Origin of the sequence: Maribacter aurantiacus (assembly GCF_005780245.1) — a bacterium.
GTDB classification, from domain to species: domain Bacteria; phylum Bacteroidota; class Bacteroidia; order Flavobacteriales; family Flavobacteriaceae; genus Maribacter; species Maribacter flavus.
Genome location: NZ_VBUK01000006.1, coordinates 175845 through 194362 on the forward strand (window position 1 = coordinate 175845; position 18518 = coordinate 194362).

Annotated in this window: 10 protein-coding genes and 2 tRNA genes; 8 read left to right on the plus strand and 4 right to left on the minus strand. The window is 36.0% G+C overall.

All coding sequences use genetic code 11. The features are described 5' to 3' along the window. Positions 1-460 precede the first annotated feature (460 nt). From FEK29_RS11705 to FEK29_RS11730, 6 genes are all read left to right on the plus strand, one after another. Positions 461-2146 carry a vitamin K epoxide reductase family protein gene (locus FEK29_RS11705; protein ID WP_161595349.1) on the plus strand — a complete coding sequence of 562 codons (1686 nt, stop codon included), beginning with the start codon at positions 461-463 and terminating at the stop codon, positions 2144-2146. Positions 2147-2518: 372 nt separating this feature from the next. Then, positions 2519-4699, plus strand: a complete 2181-nt coding sequence (locus FEK29_RS11710; RefSeq protein WP_138258620.1) for a peptidase domain-containing ABC transporter — start codon at positions 2519-2521, stop codon at positions 4697-4699. 1 nt (position 4700) lies between these two features. Further along, positions 4701-5990 carry an HlyD family secretion protein gene (locus FEK29_RS11715; RefSeq protein WP_138258621.1) on the plus strand — a complete coding sequence of 430 codons (1290 nt, stop codon included), beginning with the start codon at positions 4701-4703 and terminating at the stop codon, positions 5988-5990. A gap of 472 nt (positions 5991-6462) precedes the next feature. Then, positions 6463-9093, plus strand: a complete 2631-nt coding sequence (locus tag FEK29_RS11720; protein ID WP_240042740.1) for a TonB-dependent receptor — start codon at positions 6463-6465, stop codon at positions 9091-9093. Positions 9094-9105: 12 nt separating this feature from the next. Further along, a complete protein-coding gene (locus tag FEK29_RS11725; RefSeq protein ID WP_138258622.1) occupies positions 9106-10428 on the plus strand; it encodes a DUF4249 domain-containing protein in 1323 nt (440 codons plus the stop codon). A 14-nt stretch (positions 10429-10442) separates the two neighbouring features. Further along, positions 10443-12224: a hypothetical protein gene (locus FEK29_RS11730; protein WP_138258623.1), complete on the plus strand. Its 1782-nt coding sequence runs from the start codon at positions 10443-10445 to the stop codon at positions 12222-12224. Between the two features lie 337 nt (positions 12225-12561). Here FEK29_RS11730 and FEK29_RS11735 read toward each other — a convergent pair. The 3 genes from FEK29_RS11735 to FEK29_RS11745 all read right to left on the minus strand — a co-directional run bounded on the left by FEK29_RS11735 (position 12562) and on the right by FEK29_RS11745 (position 14893). Then, positions 12562-12636, minus strand: a tRNA-Pro gene (locus FEK29_RS11735). A 26-nt stretch (positions 12637-12662) separates the two neighbouring features. Next, positions 12663-12746: transfer RNA gene (locus FEK29_RS11740), tRNA-Ser, on the minus strand. 110 nt (positions 12747-12856) lie between these two features. Continuing rightward, the gene (locus FEK29_RS11745) at positions 12857-14893 is read right to left on the minus strand and encodes an HD family phosphohydrolase (protein ID WP_138258624.1); all 2037 of its coding nucleotides are present in this window, start codon (positions 14891-14893) and stop codon (positions 12857-12859) included. Positions 14894-15191: 298 nt separating this feature from the next. Here FEK29_RS11745 and FEK29_RS11750 point away from each other — a divergent pair, with 298 nt between their 5' ends. After that, positions 15192-16367 (plus strand): acetyl-CoA C-acyltransferase, encoded by a 1176-nt coding sequence (locus FEK29_RS11750; RefSeq protein ID WP_138258625.1) that lies wholly within the window; start codon positions 15192-15194, stop codon positions 16365-16367. A gap of 16 nt (positions 16368-16383) precedes the next feature. Further along, the gene (locus FEK29_RS11755) at positions 16384-17133 is read left to right on the plus strand and encodes a C40 family peptidase (protein ID WP_138258626.1); all 750 of its coding nucleotides are present in this window, start codon (positions 16384-16386) and stop codon (positions 17131-17133) included. Between the two features lie 54 nt (positions 17134-17187). Here FEK29_RS11755 and FEK29_RS11760 read toward each other — a convergent pair whose 3' ends face one another. Beyond that, on the minus strand, positions 17188-18450 hold the full coding sequence (locus tag FEK29_RS11760; RefSeq protein WP_138258627.1) for a tetratricopeptide repeat protein: 1263 nt from the start codon (positions 18448-18450) through the stop codon (positions 17188-17190). Positions 18451-18518: the final 68 nt, after the last annotated feature.

The following is an 18518-nucleotide window of genomic DNA, read 5'->3' on the forward strand; positions in this document are numbered from 1 at the left end:
GAAGCCTAAAATTTATCCTGCAATTTATCCGATACTACGATTTCACGTTATCTATCAATTGTCTAACTGTATCTTTCAAAAAATACCCGCCGGTCTGAGGAGCATCTCCTCTGAATTCTATCAGACCAGCGTTGCGAAGCTGGGGAATATATCTTTCTATTGAACTTTCTGGAAGATTAGTTTTTTCTTTTTAATCCGGAACTCTTTTACCTTCATTATTGGTGATAGCAGTTAAAAGAAGAACAATTCTTTCATTTAACCATCAATTGCAAAAATTAGAAACAAATAGTGGTACCAAAACTCTGTAGCCCAAAGTTTCTAAATAAAGTATTTAGAATAATCACAATGTCCTCGAATAATATAACTACATAGTACATTTTTTTTTAGTGAAATGAACCCAAAAAACGCTGTGTTTCGAAAAAACCATATACAAAAAAAAGTAAGATTTAACACTTTAGTGATGAGAAAAAATTATTTTGTAAGAATTTTATTATTATTTTATAGTATTCCCCCTTCATTTTTTGTATTCATTTTAATCGTTTTTGTTATGGAAAAACCGTCGTATCCTATTTTAAAGATGTTAATTAACTATTCCAGAAAGCAAAATAGACAAATTTCTACGGACAAGTTTAAGTTACACTTACTGAGTAATCCAAGTTATCCAAGTATCAAATCCATAACCGATACACTAGACTATTTTTCAATACCAAATATTGCCGCCATAATACCGAAGGAATCTTTAAAAGAACTGCCTAAAAAATTCCTGGCATCTGTAGAATTCGACAACCAAAAGCATATAGCAGAAGTCAACGTTGGGTATAAAAGTGTGAATACATATTTTGATGATGGTACAAAACGAAAGTTAACATTTGACGAATTCAATAAAATTTGGACTGGCGGAGTTATATTAATTGAACAGAATGAAGGGAAAAAATTTAAAAAACCTTATGGTAAGTTTTACAATCCAATTATTGCACTAATTCTGTTTACAGTTTTATTGTTTTCTGTGCTTTTATCACAATCCTTAAATGCATTCATTTTCACTTTGCTTTCAATATCTGGATTGGTCATTGCTTATTTCATTGCAAGAGAGGAATTAGGAATTGGCCAACCTTTAACCTCTAAAATATGTAATTCTACCGCCATCAATAGTAGTTGTAATGACGTTATTAATTCTAAATCAGCTACACTTTTTGGTTTTATATCTCTTAGTGATGCGGCTGTCTCATACTTTCTTGGTACAACATTGATTACGAGCTTTTTAGGTTTCCGAACTGAATTTTTTTTAGTACTCATTATTTTTAGTATTCCTGTCATTCTATATTCTATCTATTCACAAGCATTTATGGTAAAAAAATGGTGCCCTCTATGTTTAGGTATTTCACTTATCATAATTCTACAATTTGTTTTAGTTATATCTAACTATACTTATCTAAAATTTAATTGGGGATACAACCTTCTCGCATTTACAATTTTTAGTATGATATATTTTGCATGGACAAACATTAAAAAAGTCCTTGAAGAAAAGATTTCATTGGAAAGTTCGAAACAGGAATTCTATAAGTTTAAATGGGACTATAAACTCTTTATGGAGTTTCTTAATAAGGGAAAACTCAAATTACCTGTCGAAACGAATAATGCTCATTCAATAACGTTTGGCAACCCAAAAGCAAATTTGATTATCACAGGAGTTACTAATCCGATGTGCGGATTTTGCTCCGAAGCATTCAAAGTATATAACCAATTACTTGAGCGATATCCTAATAGGATACTTTTAAATATAGTATTTAACGTTGCAGTCAATTTAGAAAATGATAATGCCAAAATAGCCCAAAAGGTTATTGAAATATACAAAGAGAATCAGGATGAAGCATTGAAAGCACTACAGGTTTGGTATCAAGATAGAAATTTAGAAAAGTGGCAAAAAAAATATGGGTTGCCGATGCAAAAGGAAGATCTCTTCATTTTGAATAAGCATTATAATTGGTTTATTGGCAATGATATAATCTATTCACCCGCTACAATCATTAATTCTAAACCTTTCCCTAAAAAATACAATATTGAAGACTTACCTATGTTCATAGACCATTTACTTGTGACTGAATCTAGAGAAAAAAATGGGCCAATCATAAGAAAGGCCCAATAAACATTCTTGCAAGGATAGACATACACTGGGAGTGTCTATAAATGTTCCCGGCAAAAGTAATCATTAAATAAAAGTATTATGTTAAAAAAAATCTTGAATTTAAAAGGTGTTTATCAGCTCTCAAAAGATGAACAAAGCGAGTACTTAGGAGGGGGTCGAGGAGGATCAGGTTGCTGCGATCCTGCAGTAACGTGTTGTGTACCTCAACCAATACCATCTGGTTGCACTAGTTGTGCGAACCCAGCACCAGGATGCCAATTTGCCTACGGGACCTATAATTGTCCTAATCCGGTTTACGCAAGTTGCTGTATTTAAAAATGGTTTTACCAGAGAGCTTTGTGCTCTCTGGTTTTTGAATTTAACTTTTTTTGGATGCCAAAATTTCCGAATTACAGACAGACCGAGGAGAAAGATTGTGGTCCAACCTGTATTAAAATAGTTGCCAAATATTTTGGCAAAAATATTGCTACGCAGGTTCTTAGAAAATTGTGTGAAACCACAAGGCAGGGTAGCAGCCTAATGGGGTTAAGCGATGCTGCGGAACATATTGGAATAAGAACTTTGGGAGTTAAATTAAATATAGATAAACTTGTCGAGGTCAAACTACCATGTATCTTACACTGGGAATCTAAGCATTACGTAGTTTTGTACAAAATTGGAAAAAACAAGTTCTATATTTCAGACCCTGCATCTGGTTTAGTCACCTTCTCAAAAAAAAAGTTTGTTCAAAAATGGGCTAGAATTAATCCAAGTGAAGGGAATATTGGTGTTGCATTATTGATGGAACCTACTCCAAAATTATTTGCTTCAGAATTCAACGAGGAAGAAAAAATCGGACTAGGTTTCGTTTTAAAGTATTTGTTCCAGTACAAATCATTTCTTGTTCAATTAACTTTAGGATTACTTGCTGGGAGCCTTTTGCAACTTTTGGTTCCTTTTCTAACTCAAAGTATAGTCGACGTTGGTATACGGAACAGGGATATAAATTTTATATATCTGGTTCTGCTTGCTCAAATATTCTTATTTATTGGCAGGTCAAGTGTTGAAATAATTAGAGGTTGGATTCTACTACATCTAAGTACAAGAATTAACATTTCTATGATTTCTGATTTTTTTATAAAGCTCATGAAACTGCCAATAGCTTATTTTGATGTGAGGATGACCGGGGATATTCTACAAAGAATTAACGACCATAAAAGAATTGAACGAATTTTGACAACATCATCACTAACCATACTTTTCTCCATATTTAACCTATTCATCTTTAGCATTATACTATTTTATTACAATATTATAATATTTAGTATTTTCTTATTTGGCAGCACTTTATACATAGGATGGGTTTTTTTATTTCTCAGAAAACGCAAAGAATTGGACTACATAAGATTCGATGAAACCAGTAAAGAACAGAGCAAAGTAATTGAGTTGATAAATGGTATGCAAGAAATAAAAATGCATAATGCCGAAAAAAAAATGCGGTGGAATTGGGAACATGTCCAAGCAAGTCTATTCAAAGTGGCTACCAAAAATTTAGCACTTGAACAGACTCAAAGTGTGGGGTCAAACTTTATTAATGAGTCAAAAAACATTCTCACTACCATAGTCGCAGCACAATTAGTTATTAGTGGGGAGCTAACACTAGGCATGTTATTGGCTATCAGTTATATTGTTGGGCAGACAAATGGCCCCATTTTGCAGCTGGTAAGTTTTATTCGAGATGTGCAGGATGCGAAAATATCATTGGATCGATTAAGTGAAATAAATAATATGGAGGAAGAAGATGCAAATACCTTCAAAAATAAGTACGATGCTGACAAAAGTATTTCGATCACCCTTGAAAATGTCCATTTTAGGTATCCAGGAAATGCCAAACCAGTTATCAAAAATCTTACTCTTAAAATACCGGAAAACAGAATTACAGCTATCGTTGGAACTAGTGGCAGTGGTAAAACTACCTTGATGAAAATGTTGTTGGGTTTTTATAAAGTAGATAAAGGTAAAATATTAATCAATGATAAGAACATTGAATCAATATCCAAAAAAGATTGGCGCTCCCAACTTGGGGTAGTAATGCAGGAAGGGTACATTTTCAACGAAACAATTGCTTATAATATCGCTTTGGGAAATAATGATATCGACATGGAACGCCTACAAATGTCAGTTAAAACTGCAAATATCCAAGATTTTGTTGAAGGATTACCTATGGATTACCAAACGAAAATCGGTACGGAGGGTATGGGTTTAAGTACAGGCCAAAAACAACGGTTGCTTATTGCCAGAGCAGTATATAAGAATCCAAAAATTCTTTTTTTCGATGAGGCAACCAGTGCTTTGGATGCTAATAATGAAACTTTAATAATGAGTAATTTAAATGAATTTTTCGCCAATAGAACAGTAGTAATTATTGCTCACCGTTTAAGCACGGTTAAAAATGCCCATCAAATTGTGGTACTAGACCATGGAGAGATTGTAGAGGTTGGCACACATCAAGTGCTTACACAAAATAAAGAAAATTACTATGAATTGGTAAAAAATCAACTTGATTTGGATTAAAATGGTAAAAAAGTCAAGAAATTTAGAATTAAGAAGTGAGGAAATAAAAGATATCCTTACACAACCACCAAGTCTGTTGATTAGAACGGGAAACGGCATCTTCCTTTTTACTTTGTTACTGTTGTTTTCATTGAGCTGGATTTTTAAATATCCAGATATTATTGCAACAGAGGCACTTATTACGACAGATATTCCCCCGCAAACGGAATTTGCAAAATACAGCGGTAGTTTTGACACCATTTTTGTCAATAATTTTCAAGCTGTAAATAAAAATCAAATATTGGCCATACTTGAAAACTCGGCCGATACACAAGATGTCCTTTTTATCAAAAAAATCTTGGAAAACTATGAAATCAAACCCGAATTAGATATATCCATAAAATTACCTAATCTACTATTATTGGGGGAATTGGAAACAAGTTATACGGCTTTTAAAGAAAATTATTTAATTTATGAGTTAAATTACACTCTTAATCCGCAGTTAAACAAAAGTCAGGCGAACAAAATATCAACAAATGAACTTAGGGCAAGATTAAGTAACCTTGAAAGTCAGAAAGACTTAGGTATATCTGAAATGGAAATTTCAACAAACAATTTTGAGCGCATGAAACTATTGTACCAAAAGGGAGTCTTATCTAAAAGTGAGTTCGAAAAACAGGAATTGGAAATTATTAGAGTAGAGAATAAACTGAAGTCATTAATAAATACCATATCTTCAACGAGAGAGGCTTTAGGTTTAGCATTAAATAATGCTTCAGAATTATTCATCAACAAGATAGAAACAAAACAAAAACTTTATAACAATTTAGTCCAGTCATATACGCGACTAAGAAAGGAAATAAGGGATTGGGAAAATAATTATGTTTTTAAGTCCAAAATAGATGGCACAGTTGCATTTAATGGTTTTTGGGATAAAAATCAGACGGTCAAACAAGGTGAATTGATTTTTACTGTTATACCAAAAACCAGTTTATCATATATTTCCAAACTTAAAACTCCTGCAAAGAACTTTGGTAAAATTAAAATTGGGCAAAAAGTGAACATAGGATTGGATAGTTATCCTCAGAATGAATTTGGAGTGTTGGAAGGAATAATTTCAAATGTTTCTTTAGTACCAGATGAACAAAACAATTATTGGATCGATGTGAATCTTGAAGATAAGTTGGTAACCTCATACGGAAAGGAAATTAAATTTAACCAGAATATGACCGGATCTGCCGAAATTATTACAGAGGATTTGAGATTAGCACATCGTTTTTTAAATCGGTTAAAGGGCCTCTACAAACAATGATTTTTCATGCGCCAGCATAAAATCAGATATAAGAATATTGAGTAATATATAAATTTAAATTAAAGGTAAGGATAGAACAACAATTACAATTGAACTACTTTGTATTCGATAGTAAAAATCGGATTGACCATTGAAATATTTTAAAATGAAATGATTGCAAAAATGAATTTTAACAAAGAATTTATAAAGGGAATTGATTGAACGTTGAATTTGAATTTAAAGCTCTTGATGTTGAATAATTGAAGTGAAGTAATTAATAATGATGCGACTACAAAAAAAAACTTATTCATTTTATATTTTTAATTTGAGACCTTTTTTTGGTTTGAAACTATATTCAATATCGTTTTATCTTTTTCTGTTTGTTCATTTAGAAATGGTTTACTCTCAAGAATCTTTGCCATTAACAGGTAATTTTTCAAATACTCCTTTAAGTTCGGTTATAGAATACATAGAATCCGAATCGGGATATCGAATGTTTTATCTAGATAAATGGATTACTTCAGATAGTATTTCACTTGATTTTAATAATGAAGAAGTGGAGAGTTTATTGGAAAAAATTTTGCTGAAGACAGAACTTAATTATTACATTAAGGAAGATGAAAAACGGATATTCATTATCAAAAATGCCATTATTTATGATGAATTGCCCGATGGATTTTTTAAGGATTCGACAAAAGAAGAAGAGGAAAGTTCAATTGGGCAACCGTCAAATGCCCCGCCTCCCACTTTTTACAATGAAGATATTAGGCCAACAACAAAAAAATACCCTGTTGCTCGCATTGGAAAGTCGGATCCCAATAACCTGCAACTGGAGTATACGCTATCAGGCAAAGCCATAAACTCGGTTACAGGTGAGCCTGTTCCGGATTTGACCATACGGGTTAAGAATGCAGATCGTTTTGTAATAACGGACAGCAATGGAAACTTTTCAATCCAATTATCATCGGGTTATAATATTTTGGTAGTAAGGGCCATGGGTATAGCTTCTATGGAACGTGAAGTGATCATGTACAATGATGGGAATTTGGATTTGTTTTTGGAAGAAGGCCTCCAACAATTGGATGAGGTTGTGGTTCAGGCAGACGCGGCAAGGAACGTTGAAGATGCCGATACCGGAAGTGAACAGATAGATTCCGAAGCCTCTAAAAACATACCCCTGGTATTGGGAGAGCGTGATATTTTACAAGTGGCAAAGGCACTTCCAGGTATTTCTTCGGCAGGGGAGGGTGCTACCGGGTTAAACGTCCGCGGAGGTAAAACGGACCAAAATCTGGTACTTTTAGATGATGCGGTCATTTACAATCCACAACACTTTTTCGGTATTTTTCAAGCCTTGAATCCCTTTACCACCAAGGGCGTGGATATTTATAAGGGTGCTATGCCCGTGGAATTCGGGGGGCGACTTTCCTCGGTTTTTGACATACGGACCAAAAACGGCAATGTGGAGAAGCTGGCAGGAGAAGGATCAATAGGTCCGGTTACCGGTAATCTGGCTCTTGAGATTCCCATAGTTAAGGAAAAATCCTCCCTTGTTGTTGGGGGACGAGGTGCCTATGCCGATTGGATTTTGCGCTCTTTGGACGAGCCTTCCTTGAATAATAGCAATGCCAGTTTTTTTGATGGAATCGTAAAATACCACCATAAAATCAATGACAATAACGAGGTAAAGGCAACGGCGTATTATAGTAAGGACGCCTTTAGTATAACCTCGGATTCGTTATACAATTATGATAACAGGCTGTTTTCGTTGAGATGGGACAGAAAAATGGGCGAGAGGACCACAACGGCCATGGTGTTGGGCAATAGTAACTATGGTTTTGGAATCGATTTTGACGGACAGGCGAATACCGATTTCAACTTGGATTATAGTATTAATGAAACCGAGTTCAAATATAAATTTAGAACCTTACTGAATGAAAGAAATACGCTGGATTATGGAATTTCTGCCAAATATTACTCGGTCAACCCGGGAAGTATTCGCCCGGACGGGAATGAATCCAGTATAAGCACGATTCTAATAGACAATGAGCAGGCCTTGGAGGGTGCATTATTTTTGGGGGATGAATTCAAGTTAAATGATAGGTTGCTTTTGGATTTAGGCGTTAGATACGCATTTTTTGCCGCTTTGGGTCCGGGAACACAGCAGCGCTATCAAGAAGGGCTACCAAAAAATGAATCCACTGCCCAAGAAACAATTTCTTATGATGGGGCAGAAATTATAAAGACATACGGTGGACCAGAGGCCAGAGTTTCAGCAAGGTATCTTTTTACTCCGGATTTTTCCATAAAGGCCAGTTTTAACAATTCATATCAGTTTTTACATACGCTTTCCAATAATACTACGGTTTCCCCAATCGACACCTGGAAACTTTCCGACTTGAACATAGCCCCTCAGACGGGGTATCAGGCATCATTGGGACTTTACAAAAACTTCAAGGAAAACGAATATGAATTAAGCTTGGAAGGATATTATAAGGGTATGGACAATGTGCTGGACTTTAAGACGGGGGCCGACCTATTTCTAAACGAGAACGTGGAGACCGAAGTACTGCAAGGGGATGGCAAAGCTTATGGAGTGGAATTTTTGGCAAAGAAGAATCGGGGTGATCTAAATGGGTGGCTTAGTTATACCTATTCCAGATCATTGTATCGTTTTGATAGTGAATTCAGCGAAGAGCGTATCAATAACGGCGAATTTTTCCCATCCAATTTTGATAGGCCCCATGATGTAAGTGTTATCACCAATTATCGTATTACCAGAAGGTATAGCCTATCGGCAAACTTTGTGTATCAGACGGGTAGGCCAGTTACCTACCCAATAGGTACTTTTCGTTTTAATAATGCCGATTTTGTGGCCTTTAGTGACAGAAACGAATTCCGTATTCCGGATTTTTATAGGTTGGATTTAGGGCTGAATATCGAAGGGAACCACAAGAAAAACAAACTCGCCCATAGTTTTGTAACCATATCGGTATATAATGTCTTGGGAAGGAACAATCCCTATTCGGTATTCTTTGTGACGGAAAACGGTGAGGTAAAGGCCTTACAAAGTTCCATTTTTGCTATTCCCATACCCTCTATCACCTATAATTTTAAGTTTTGAATTAAAACCGCTATGAATTATTTAAAATATATCCCAAGTAGAATCTCTTATTTTATAATCTTGTCGATAATAGTATCCTCCTGTATCGAAGAGGTTGATTTAGGTATAGGCCGCTCGGAAAGAGCTAAGGGAATCTTGATAGTTGAGGGTAAATTGACTAACGAAGTTTCAAATCATCGTATTGTGTTAAGTAAAATCGATACGCTTTTGGACCTGCAGATTGATTCTGTTTTCAATCCTTTCACCCCAATACGAGATATAGACCGAGATTTGATACCCTATGAAGAGAATGCCAATGTAATTATTGTAGATGGTTCTGGAACGATCTTTCCGTTTTTGGAAGTTAGTCCAGGAAACTATGAGTCGATCGAGCCTTTTGGTGCGCAAATAGGTACCACCTATCGTTTACAGATAACCACAGCAGATGGCATTGGCTATACCTCAAAGGAGATGGCACTTCATGGCCTTGCCGAGATTGAGAATATCTATGCCGAAAAAACAATCAGCGATGCAGGCGAGGAAGGCATTGGAATCTTTATCGATAACACAACTAAAGAAGGAAGTGTGAACAATCTTCGATTCACCTATGATGAAACCTACAAAATTGTAGCTCCATTTTGGGACGAAAACGATTTTAAGTTGACCAATTATGATCCTTGTGCACTTCCTGTTCCTACCTATGATTTGGAAATAGTTCCCAGAGAGGAAGAACAGCAGGTTTGTTACGGTAATGCTTTGTCAAACACCATCATACAAGCCAGACAGCCCAATTCAGATACAGGTAGTTTAAAGAGGTTCATGGTACGTTTTATAAGCAAGAACAACTTTATTCTTTCGCACAGATACAGCATTGAGGTCACACAACAGGTTTCGAGTGAAGAATCGTTTGGCTTCTATGAACAATTAAATAATTTCAGTCAGTCTGGTAGTGTTTTTTCACAAATTCAGCCAGGTTTTTTAGAAGGAAATTTAAGTGCAAATAATGGACAAAGCGGATTAGTAATCGGTTTTTTCGATGTAGTTTCCATTTCAAAAAAGAGATTATTTTTTAATTTTACGGATATATATCCAGGAGAATCATTACCGCCTTTTATTTTTAACTGTGGGGAACTTTCCTCTCCAGAATCACATGTTTCTTATTGTTTTCCAGGATTGGCACCAGGAGGATGTCCACAATCTATTATTGAACAGGTCAACCTTGATTTGATTAGCTACGTAAGACCAAACGAAGAAGGACTTGGTTCTTGTCCAGGACCACATATTTTTGTCTTTAGAATTTGTGGCGATTGTACGCTTTTAGGTAGTAACATAAAACCTGATTTTTGGATCGATTAATAATACTTATCATTATGAAAATAACTAGTTTTTGGTTTTTATGTTTAGTAGTAATGTGCGGTAGTACTCAAGCACAATATGTAGTTAAATCAAGTGGTGAACTGGAAAGTTTAATAAAATTACCACAAGAGAAGACGTATCTAGACCATACTGGCCCAGTAGTATTTTCGGGCGAGTATTTGAACTATGCGTTTTATTGTTTTAATGTTCAAAGTAATAAACTAAGTGAGATTAGTAAAATTGGTTACGTATCATTAATAAATGAGTCCAAAGAAATGGTCTTTGAGCATAAACTCAATATCGAGAATGGCCTAGCGCATGGAGATTTCTTTTTAACCACCAACATCCCTACTGGAAAGTATAAATTATTGGCCTACACAAATTGGATGAAAAATGGTGGACTACAACAACTTTACAAAGACGATATTATTATAATCAATCCTTATATTTCCAATCCATCATTTTCGTCAATCTTTTCAAATGACAAAAAACTCAATAATTCCAAAAACGACTTAATCTATAAATTAGATTCTTCGGTTATTTCCCTCAAACTCCCTAAAGAGAGTTATGGACCTCGAGAAAAAGTAACTCTTTCCATAAAAAACTATAAAGGTCTTTTGGGAAGGGGTACTTACACTATAAAAGTCATAAAAAAGAATGAAATCGCAACTAAGCCAGTTTTAAGTGCTATAGAATATGCTACTCAATTCTCAACCGCAAAAAATCAAGTACAACCAAAAATAGAAAACTATGTGTTTTTACCCGAACAAAGGGGGGAGCTTTTTTTTGGCTCTATTTCGGATTCTGTAACAGGCATAGCAATTGAAGATGCTCCCGTCCTATTGTCCATTCCTGGAGAAGGTTTTTTATTTCAGTTTTCTAAAACTGATGAAGACGGATTGTTCTTTTTTTATCTAAAAAAGGGTTATAACAAAGGAAAAGCAGTTATCCAAGTTGACGAAAAATTCAGGTCCTACACAATTAATAAAGGTAAAATCAAAAATTTAGATTTTGATAATCTGAATTTTCAAGAATTAAATGCATCTAAAAATTACGAAAATATAATTAAGGAAAGAAGCATCCAAAATCAACTTGAAAACCTTTTTTTTGAGGCTAAACCCGACTCCATTTTATCAGATGATAATTATGAAACTTACTATTTAGGGAAACCAGAAGTATTTTACTTAGATGAATATACTCGTTTTCCTACTTTTGAAGAAACACTTCTTGAAGTTATAAAATTTGCAGGTTATAGAGAAGGAGGCTCTCGTAGTGATTACATAAAGATTACTCAAGATGTTAAAATTTATAAAGAAGCCCTAGACAATCTTCCCGCAATAGTTTTAATTGATGGAGTTTTCATACTAGAGCATGAAAAAATCAAAAAGTTTGATGCATCAAGGATTGATAAAATTAGTTTATTTAGAGGTCAGTTATCTCTAGGAGGGAAGATTTATCATGGTATCTTATCAATTGATACTTTAGATGAAAACTTTTTGGAGTATTATAACATAAAGAACGGTTTGGTTACCGATTTAGTGAAGCCCTTTCCTGTAAAAAACTATTACAAACAAAAGTATGACGGAGATAATCCAAATATTTCAAGAATCCCGGATTACAGAAGGTTGCTATTTTGGCAACCTCATTTAAAAATTAATTCAGAAATAATTGATCTTGAGTTTTTCACTTCCGATATAGAGGGAGAATTCGAAATCTCTTTGAATGGTTTTACTACTTATGGTAAACCCATTAGTAACAAAATAAGCTTTGAAGTATTAAAGGATTTATCCCATTAAATTGAAAACTTCATATCAAAGAAATAAATGATATCAATTAATGCTTCAAAATGGATAATCATAAAGAACAATCCGATTTCAGTTATAAAAAGCGTTAATCCTATTACAAATGTAAGCTTCTCCTAGATAGAACTGCTTATTTTCTAAAACTTCATTCCAAGTAAAATTCTTATTTGGTCTCACTAATAGATATCCCCATATTAAGTTCACACTGCCAGAAAAAGAAGTGAATGTAAAACTGTGAGCATAGAGAGTATTTGAGAATGAAATGAGTGCAAATTGAGTGCAAATAAAAAGAGGTTTACAAATTTTACTCTGTAAACCTCTGATAATCAAGTCGGGGTGGCAGGATTCGAACCTGCGACCTCCTGCTCCCAAAGCAGGCGCGATAACCGGGCTACGCTACACCCCGAGGCTATCTTAAATTAAAAGAAATTGCGGAGAGAATGGGACTCGAACCCATGCGACACTTGCGCGTCGACAGATTAGCAATCTGCTCCGTTACCACTCCGGCACCTCTCCAATAATCTATTTTCAGGAACGTTCGCTCAAATTGCGGATGCAAATGTAAATTTTACCGTAGAAGCACGCAACTATTTTACTAGGTTTTTTAAAAAAAAATAAACGGTCTGTCATTCAGGATATTCTACCCTTAAATGGTAAATATTGGTCAGTTTTTGCTTGAAGATTTTCTTGATGATTTCAATCTCCTTAAAGGTGATGTTCGCATTTATGAATTGATTGGCTTTCATTTGTCCTGCAATTATCTTATCTACAAATTCATCAATCATGGTATAGGTGGGATCCTTTAGGCTTTTTGAGGCTGCTTCTACAGAATCTGCCATCATCAATATGGCCGTTTCTTTTGAAAATGGAAGAGGGCCTGGATATTTAAAATCCTCTTCATTGATATTTATTTCCAAGTCCCTCTCCTTCTTATAGAAATAGTAAACGTATGTAGTTCCATGATGGGATCTAATAAAATCGATAATACGATCAGGTAATTTATTTTTTCTTGCTATCTCTATGCCCTTTATAACATGTCCAATAATAATCTTGGCACTTTCTCTAGGAGTGATTTCGTCATGGGGGTTCACATTGGTAATCTGGTTTTCGGTGAAATAGGTAGGGTTGTTCATTTTACCTATATCGTGGTAGAGTGCCCCTACCCTTACCAACATGGCATTTGCCCCAATTTCATTGGCCGCGGATTCTGCGAGATTGGCTACTTGAAGGGAATGGTTAAACGTACCAGGGGCTTTGTTGGATAATTCTTTTAATAACTTTGAATTGGTATCCGAAAGTTCCAACAAGGAGACGTCGGATACTAGACCAAAGACTTTTTCATAAATATAAATCAAGGGCTGTACGAACAAGGTTATCATACCATTGAGTAAGAAAAGCCCTAGTGTATACCATGAGATATTACTGAGGTTGCCTTCGTGTATTATGTGAAATGCCAAATACCCCACTACATAAATAGAAATAATCTGTCCTATAGAAATAAATAGATTGGCCCGTTTATACAATTCAGAAACTGTTAAAATGGTAACAATACCCGTAATAATCTGAAGGAAGATATATTCAAAACTATTGGGTACTACAAACCCTAAAATCAGTACGGTCAGTACATGGGCGAATAGCCCCAATCTCGCATCAAAGAAGGTTTTTAGAATTAAGGGTAGTATACATAACGGCACTACGAACACCAAGGAATCATCATACTTTACAACCATGGTTGTGATAAAAACCATCAGGAGGATATTGAAAAAAATGAAGGTTACTTTTGTATTGTTACCATAGATGGCTGGTCTGTATTTCTTCAGAAAAAGCAAGAGCATTAAAAGTACCAAGGCCACCAATACGGTATACCCAATAAGTATGATATAATAATTGTGAGCTGTCCATAACTCCGATTCATATTCCGACTTCAAAGACTCCAATACTTTCAGATTTTCGCCTTCTACAACCTCGCCCTTGGCAATAATTAGTTTACCTTCATCTACGGTACCTCGAGTGTAACTTATCTTAGATAAAGCGTCCTCCCGGCTCTTTTGCGTGAGGCTAACATCGTAACTGACATTTGGCTCAATAAGCTCAAAAAACAGGTCTTGAAATTCTTGGTTCAAATGGGGAATATTCTCTTCCTTTAGTTTGTTTTGAATCAAATTCCCAACATCAGAAAGCCTGTAAAACGAGGAAAATTGTTTTTTCGCGGCCGCGTTGTTCTTAACCAAAAAAACAGAACCTCCCCTAATCTGTTTAGCACTACTATCCAGTACACCATTTTGGTAGATGGAATCTAAAAGGGTTTCACCTATTTTTTTTAAAAAATCCTTTTGGGCATTTGTGTAAGCCGAATTACCAAAAATGCTCTGGAAAGAATTATCATATCGCTCGTAAACCCTGCTAACCTGCTGATGGTCGTACCTAAAATATTGTCCGCTTGTCTCTTCTATTTGCTGCTTTTCCTGAGCAATCTCGGAATCGGATTTTTTTATCGAAAAATCAAAAGGTGCATATAAGGTTTCAAATTGCCATGGTTTCCCTTTTTGAAATTCATACTTGAACTTTCCGCCTTTAGGAAAAAAGAAAACAATAAATCCTATGGAAACAAAGTATAGGAAGTACTTGTATATAAGGGATTGTTTTTTGTAAAGGTTGTCCAAACGTTCAATTTTTGCGTAGCTATTCCAAAAATAGAAAATATAAATGTACAATAAGGAATTAGGTCAATAACCAAGGTTTTGGTTTAGAATTTAGTAATTTCGTTTATATAAATTTGAAAATACATGAAATGAGCGATAGGGATCCTTGATACTTATCAAGATGTACCGATAGCTATCAAGATGGCGAAATCAAAGTTTCAAAAACTTTTGAAAACAAAGGATAATGATATGAATAATTACACCCGCCTAAACGTTACATCATGACAAATCCATTTTTAAAAAGCAATAAAAATATAAGATGAAAGAGGTTGTTTTAGTTTCTGCGGTACGAACGCCAATAGGAAGTTTTATGGGTGCCTTGTCCACAATTCCTGCTCCTAAACTTGGTGCCGCCGCGATAAAGGGAGCCCTAGAAAAAATCAATTTAAAGCCGGATATGGTGGAAGAAGTTTTAATGGGAAACGTTGTACAGGCGGGCACGGGACAAGCCCCTGCAAGACAAGCGGCTCTTTATGCAGGAATTCCGGATACCGTACCGTGTACCACGGTGAACAAAGTTTGTTCCTCCGGAATGAAGGCCGTGATGCAGGCAGCCCAAGCCATTGCCCTAGGAGATGCCTCCATCATAGTAGCGGGAGGAATGGAGAATATGAGTTTGATTCCGCATTATGCTTACTTGAGATCACCGGTGAAATTTGGTCCGTCATCCATGGTAGACGGAATGCAAAAAGATGGTTTGGTAGATGCCTATGATCAAAATGCTATGGGCGTATGTGCGGATGCCTGTGCCGTTGAATATAAATTTTCAAGGGAAGACCAAGACGCTTTCGCCGTACAGTCCTACAAAAGGTCTGCAGAAGCTTGGAAAAAAGGCCTTTTCAAAAATGAAGTTGTTCCCGTAACGGTACCTCAGCGACGTGGGGAGCCATTGATCGTTTCCGAAGATGAGGAATACAAGAACGTTTTCTTGGATAAAATCCCAAATTTAAGACCGGCATTCTCCAAGGATGGTACGGTAACGGCCGCGAATGCCTCCACCATCAATGATGGCGCCGCTGCCCTGGTATTGATGAGTGCCGAAAAAGCAAAGGAATTGAACCTAAAACCTTTAGCCTCCATTAAGGGCTATGCCGATGCCGCACAAGAACCAAAATGGTTTACGACCGCACCTGCCAAAGCTTTACCAAAGGCTTTGAATAAAGCAGGGCTTACACTTCAAGATGTTGACTTTTTTGAGTTTAACGAAGCTTTCTCAGTAGTAGGTTTGGCGAATATGAAGATATTGGGTCTTACCGATGTAAATGTAAATGTTAATGGTGGTGCCGTTTCTTTGGGACACCCATTAGGATGCTCCGGAGCACGGATTCTTGTAACACTAATACATGTTTTAGAACAAAAAAATGGAAAAATTGGTGCAGCAGCTATTTGCAATGGAGGCGGTGGTGCTTCTTCCATGATTTTGGAGCGAGCCTAAACATCCTAGAAAATAGATGCAATACGGTATTTGCCCACTAAGTGTTATTCCTTTGAGAATATCGCCCGAAGAAGCTTCGGAAATGACGAGCCAAGTACTCTTTGGAGAGCATTTTAAGATATTGGAATCCCGCAAATATTGGTCAAAAATCAGAGTTTCGTCGGACAAATGTGAGGGATGGGTACCAAATAATCAAGTACATTTTATCACCAAAGAGGAATTTATATTAATTGAAGAAAAACAGCCAATTTTTGCTACAGATCTCTTAAGCTTTGCAGGACATCCAAACGGCACACCGATTTCAATAATTTTAGGTTCCTCAATCCATTTGACCGACATTCTTAATGTAACGGTTGAAGGAAATAAGACGGAAGGGAAACAAACAAAAGAGCACATAATCAATACTGCAATAAATTACTTAAATGCGCCGGAATTAAAAGGTGGTAAAACTCCATTTGGTATAGACGCCTCTGGATTTGCACAAATGGTCTATAAAATTAACGGCTACAATTTATTACGCACCGCACAGGAACAGGCGAGACAAGGGGAAGCTCTGAGCTTTATAGAAGAATGTGAACCTGGGGATTTGGCCTTTTTCGATGATTCCTACGGACATATCAATCATGTTGGTATCGTAATGAAAAATAATTTTATCATTCATGTAAACGGTATGGTACGAATAGACAGGATAGACCATACCGGAATTTTTAATTACGATCTTAGAAATTATTCGCATCAACTAAGGGTCTTAAAAAGAATCCTATAAAAAAAGGGTCCTAAAATTATTGGACCCTTTTTATAATTTATGTTGTTTAAAGAATTATTCCCCTAGCAACTTTTTTATTCTCATGAAGTTTTCATTATCGCCCATAGCACCATAGATGTTCTTCAACTGCGTTAATATACCTTGATTGTCTGGGTTTGTTTTTAATGCGGTTTCCAAAATATCGGCTCCCTGTGTGAAGAAATTATCCTTTTTTGTTTTAAGCTCGTCATACTTGGCAATGTCGGCTCTGCTATTACCCAAAGAATTCATTTCGTCAATCAAAGCGTTGCCCTGATTAACATAGGTAGTGGAAAGGTTTAAATAGGCGTTAGTGTAACTAGGATTAATTTCAATTGCCTTTTTGTATGACTCTCTAGCCTCCTCAAAATTCCCTTGCTCCATGTTGATTACACCTACATTATAGTGTAAGTCTGCATTATCAGGTGCCAATGCTATCGCTTCAGCCATTAATTCCTTGAATTTATCCTTATCGCCCAATTTAAAATATAGGTTAGCCTCGTTCAATATAAGGTTGACATCTTCTGGGTCATTAGCTCTAGCGGCTTTATATGCCTCTAAAGCTTTGTCATCCTGTCCTAATTGGGTGTAGATTAGGGCAGTATTTTTTACGATTTCAGCTTTTTTGGAAGGTGTTTTCTCATCAACTGGATCTTTATAGGTTCCAGATTTCACCATTAGGTCACGTTGCGTTTTGTCCATAATTTCCTGCTCACCGGTTTCAGTATTGGTGGCCTTATAAACGATACCGCTGCCATCGTAACCTATTTCTTGAAGCTCATTGTAATATTCCAAAGCTTTTTCATAGTGTCCGCCGTTCACGGCACTGCTTGCAGCATAGTACAAATATGTAGTATCCTTTGGGCTGATTTTATAGCTCATATAAAGCTTATCGGCAGCGGATTCAAACTTTTGTTGTTCGTTATCGGATACTGCGGAGTTTACCAAATCTGCAGATATACTTGCCATGTACTGGGTTGCCTCGTTGGAGTATTTACTTTTACCGGATTGCTCTTCTATTTCCAATACCTTTTGGAAGGAATTGGCCGCAGGCTCAAATGCGGAATCATCTCCTTTTTTGGCCAAATCGGCATACACTTTTCCTCTTGTATAATAATATTGGGCCTGCATTTTTTCGTCTGCGCCAGAAATACTACCCATGGCGGCTTCAATAGAGGTTTTAGCAGCTGCCACATCCCCGTCTTTCAATGCCTTTTCGGCATCCTTTATCTCGTTTTTTTGGGCTAAACCCACCATTGCAATGGACATTGCCGCTATTATTGAAATCTTAGTTTTCATTTTTGATTCTATTAATTATTAATTAGTGTTAAATATCTTTCGGTGCAAATTTAATCAATTCCCATGCC

Excerpts from the sequence above, each read along its gene's own strand:
- FEK29_RS11760 (WP_138258627.1), bottom strand. The coding sequence starts at position 18,450 with ATGAAAACTAAGATTTCAATAATAGCGGCAATGTCCATTGCAATGGTG.
- FEK29_RS11705 (WP_161595349.1), top strand. The coding sequence starts at position 461 with ATGAGAAAAAATTATTTTGTAAGAATTTTATTATTATTTTATAGTATT.
- FEK29_RS11720 (WP_240042740.1), top strand. The coding sequence starts at position 6,463 with ATGTTTTATCTAGATAAATGGATTACTTCAGATAGTATTTCACTTGAT.
- FEK29_RS11710 (WP_138258620.1), top strand. The coding sequence starts at position 2,519 with ATGCCAAAATTTCCGAATTACAGACAGACCGAGGAGAAAGATTGTGGT.
- FEK29_RS11755 (WP_138258626.1), top strand. The coding sequence starts at position 16,384 with ATGCAATACGGTATTTGCCCACTAAGTGTTATTCCTTTGAGAATATCG.
- FEK29_RS11750 (WP_138258625.1), top strand. The coding sequence starts at position 15,192 with ATGAAAGAGGTTGTTTTAGTTTCTGCGGTACGAACGCCAATAGGAAGT.
- FEK29_RS11715 (WP_138258621.1), top strand. The coding sequence starts at position 4,701 with ATGGTAAAAAAGTCAAGAAATTTAGAATTAAGAAGTGAGGAAATAAAA.
- FEK29_RS11730 (WP_138258623.1), top strand. The coding sequence starts at position 10,443 with ATGAAAATAACTAGTTTTTGGTTTTTATGTTTAGTAGTAATGTGCGGT.
- FEK29_RS11725 (WP_138258622.1), top strand. The coding sequence starts at position 9,106 with ATGAATTATTTAAAATATATCCCAAGTAGAATCTCTTATTTTATAATC.